This window comes from Methylomagnum sp. (genome assembly GCF_054333355.1).
This window is the reverse complement of the sequence record NZ_JBTEKS010000432.1, coordinates 1-3,505: the sequence shown is the minus strand read 5'-3', so window position 1 is coordinate 3,505 and position 3,505 is coordinate 1. Positions and strand designations below refer to the sequence as shown.

The 3,505-nt window shown below is 62.5% G+C and carries 4 protein-coding genes; 3 read left to right on the top strand and 1 reads right to left on the bottom strand.

The annotated features are described in order from the left end of the window. Together serS and ACXWUF_RS20605 are read left to right on the top strand one after the other, a co-directional pair. The coding region (gene serS / locus ACXWUF_RS20610; RefSeq protein ID WP_458496434.1) for a serine--tRNA ligase at positions 1–888 on the top strand (888 nt) is incomplete at its 5' end. Positions 889–984: 96 nt separating this feature from the next. Beyond that, entirely contained in the window at positions 985–1,758 is a 774-nt protein-coding gene (locus tag ACXWUF_RS20605; protein WP_458496433.1) for a ZIP family metal transporter, read from the top strand. Between the two features lie 157 nt (positions 1,759–1,915). Here ACXWUF_RS20605 and ACXWUF_RS20600 read toward each other — a convergent pair whose 3' ends face one another. After that, positions 1,916–2,797 (bottom strand): 23S rRNA (adenine(2030)-N(6))-methyltransferase RlmJ, encoded by an 882-nt coding sequence (locus ACXWUF_RS20600; RefSeq protein WP_458496432.1) that lies wholly within the window; start codon positions 2,795–2,797, stop codon positions 1,916–1,918. Between the two features lie 91 nt (positions 2,798–2,888). Here ACXWUF_RS20600 and ACXWUF_RS20595 point away from each other — a divergent pair, with 91 nt between their 5' ends. Beyond that, complete coding sequence (locus ACXWUF_RS20595) at positions 2,889–3,404, top strand: hypothetical protein (RefSeq protein ID WP_458496431.1); 516 nt, start codon at positions 2,889–2,891, stop codon at positions 3,402–3,404. Positions 3,405–3,505 lie beyond the last annotated feature (101 nt).

The following is a 3,505-nucleotide window of genomic DNA, read 5'->3' as shown; positions in this document are numbered from 1 at the left end:
CACGACGAACCGCGGCCGCATGCCCTGCCCCACTGGGAAATTCCCGGTTTCGACAAGCTGTTCGATTTTGCCCGCGGCGCAAAAGTGACCGGCGCGGGATTTCCGTTCTACGTCGGTGACGGCGCGCGGATCGTGCGGGCGCTGCTGCATTTCTTCCTGGATGAGAATGCGAAAGCTGGATACGTGGAGGTGAACCCGCCGATCTTCGTCAATGCGGCGAGCGCGACCGCGACCGGACAGCTGCCGGACAAGGAAGGGCAGATGTATGAGACCACCCCGGATCACCTGTATGCGGTGCCAACGGCGGAGGTGCCGCTGACGAATTTCTTCCGCGACGAGATCGTCGACGAGGCGGCGCTGCCGATCTATCGCTGCGCCTACACCCCGTGTTTCCGCCGCGAGGCGGGCAGCTACGGCAAGGACGTGCGCGGCCTGAACCGGCTGCACCAGTTCGACAAGGTGGAGCTGTTGAAGTGGGTGCATCCATCGTCCAGTTACGAGGAGCTCGACAAGCTGCGCGGGGACGCCGAGCGGCTGCTGCAGAAACTCGATCTGCCGTATCGCGTATTGTTGATGTGCGGCGGCGACCTCGGTTTCGCCCAGTCGAAAAAATACGATCTCGAAGTCTGGTCCGCGGGCCAGAAGCGTTGGCTGGAGGTTTCCAGCTGCTCGAATTTCGAGGCATTTCAGGCCCGGCGCGCGCAGATTCGTTTTCGCGGCAAGGAAAGTGGCAAACCCGAACTCGTCCATACGATCAACGGATCGGGTCTCGCCGTTCCTCGCGTGCTGGCGGCGCTGCTCGAAAACAATCTGCAGCCCGACGGGCGCGTGAAGATTCCGTCGGCGCTCGTGTCGTATTTCGGCAAGGAGCACCTGAGCTTCCAATGAGCGAAGTCCGGGAGCGCGGGCGTCTCGCCCGCTCGCGGCCAAGCTGGCCGCGCTCCTTTTGCACTTTAACCCCAGGCTCTATAACAAGAATCCCGCATGGCTCTGCTTCTCTGGATCGTTGTCTTCACCCTGCTCGGTGGCTTGCTGAGTGTGGCCGCCGCTGGCTTGTTCCTGCTCATCCCCGACCACCACCACCCGCGTGTGCTGCCCCATGGGGTCAGCTTCGCGCTGGGGGCGCTGCTGAGCGTGGCTTTCCTGGACCTGTTGCCGGAAGCCCTGGAAACGGCGGACGGCCCGCAGACGGAGAGCCTGCTGGCTACGGTGCTGGCGGGTATTTTGGGATTTTTTCTGCTGGAAAAGCTGTTGCTGTGGCGGCATTGCCACGCGGATCATTGCGAGACCCACACCGAGGAGCATTTCCACCAGCCCGCCGGGACGTTGATCGTGGTGGGCGACGCCATCCATAACTTCGTGGACGGCATCCTCATCGCGGCGGCCTTCCTCACCGATGTGCATCTGGGCGTTGTCACCAGCCTCGCGGTGGTGGCCCATGAGATTCCCCAGGAAGTCGGCGATTTCGCCATCCTTCTCCAAAGCGGCTACGGGCGCCGCAAGGCGCTGTTCTATAACCTGTTATCCAGCCTGTCCACGCTGCTGGGCGGGGTGCTGGCCTATTTCGGGCTGGAACACATCCACGGGGCGTTGCCATACATCCTCGCCCTGGCCGCGTCGAGCTTCATCTACATCGCCGTGGCCGACCTCATCCCCAGCCTGCACCAGCGCACCACGGCGGTGGCGGCGTTCCAGCAAGTCGGGTTGATTACCACCGGGGTGCTGGTGATTTATTGGGTGCATGGGTTGGGCGGATAACCCCAAACAAGGCTGGGTGGAGCTTCGCGGAACCCCACACACGGCCATCTCCCATGCGCGAGCAGAAAGGCCGTGGGAGCGGGCTTCAGCCCGCGACAGCCGAGCCTAGTCGTGGGCTGAAAGCCCACTCCCACCCATCCATGGCCCATGGCCGGGCTTATTCTTCGTCCGAATCGGAAGCGCTCTTAACCTCGCCCATTCGCTCCGCCGCCAGCCACTTCACCCGCCAGCTTCCCTGCCCGTTCGCCGCCAGCTTCTCCCACAGCCACGGCAACGCGGCCTTCAACTGCTGCTCCAATTGCCAGGGCGGGTTGATGATAATCATGCCGCTGCCATTGAGCCGGAATGCCTCGTCGGGCAGCACGGTGAATTCCGCCACCAGCACCTTGGGGATGCCCAGTTTGGCGAAGCGGCGCAGGAAATCGTCCGCCGTGGCCCGGTCCTGGATGGGATACCACACGGCGAACATCCCCGTGGCCCAGCGCCGATAGGCTTCCTTGACCGCCGTCAGCAAGCGCCGCCGCTCGTCCTTGATTTCAAAGCTCGGGTCGATATGCACCAGCCCACGCCGCTCCAGCGGCGGCAACAGCGACCGGAGCGCCTGATAGCCGTCCACTGCTTCGACCCGCACTTGCCTGTCTCCGGCGAATTCCGCCGCCAGCCGCTTGGATTCGGTGGAGTGCAGCTCACACAGCGTCATCCGGTCCTTGGCCCGGAGATAAGGCCGGACGATGCGCGGCGAGCCGGGATACCAGCGTAACTCGCGGCCCGGATTGGTGATCTTCACGGCGGCGAGGTATTCCTTGATGGCTTCCGGCGGGTTTTTCTCCTGCCAGAGCCGGGTAATGCCGCTGGCGTGTTCACGGTTTTTCTGCGCCATGTCGGCATTGAGGTTGTAGCGCCCGGCCCCGGAGTGAGTGTCGAGGTAGAAAAACGGCTTGTCCTTGTTGAGCAGGGAGCGCACCAACAGATTCAAAACAAAGTGTTTGAAGACATCGGCGTGATTGCCGGCATGAAAGGCGTGGCGATAACTAAGCATTTGGGGATAATCTTGGGCTTGTGGAGCGCCCCGCGAAGGGAAGCAATTTTGGGTGCGCATTTGAGTGAGCCGAATTATAACAACCCCCGCCATGAATCCCTTTCTCTTCAAAGCCCATGCCCTGCTTTATCATTTGGTGAACTTTCTCACCAACCCCGCCGCCCGCAGCCTTGACGAGTTTCTGGGCTTGCTGACGATAGTGCTGGCGATCAACCTCCTGTGGGCGACGCCGCTGCTGTGGATCGTGAGCCGGGACGATGCGGTTAGCCTGTCTCCGCTCAAAGCCTATCTGCTGGCGTTGCCTGCCACCTTGATGTACGCCCCCACCCTGCTGACGGTGGTCGCCGACGTGACCAACCACGCCTTCCATCTCAAGGACAGGCTCATCCTGGTGATTGCAATCTTCGTCGCCTCCCAAATGCTGGGTGGCTTCTACGCCATCGCTTTACGCCAAGAACACAACCGCCGTCCGGTCGGGCTGGTGGCGGGGATGACCGTCTCGCTGTTCTTGCTGCTGGTGTCGATGGCCGCCAGCCTGCTGCTGTTATGGATGGACGAGGCGTGGCACTTCATGCCGGAACCCGGCCCGCAAGTCCCCATGGGCTGAGCCGTTCGCCGAGCGGAGCCGAGGCGAACACCGGGAAGACATCGAAGCCCCGGCCCGCCTGCGTATCCATCCCAATACCCCCACCCCATGATCTCCGCTAG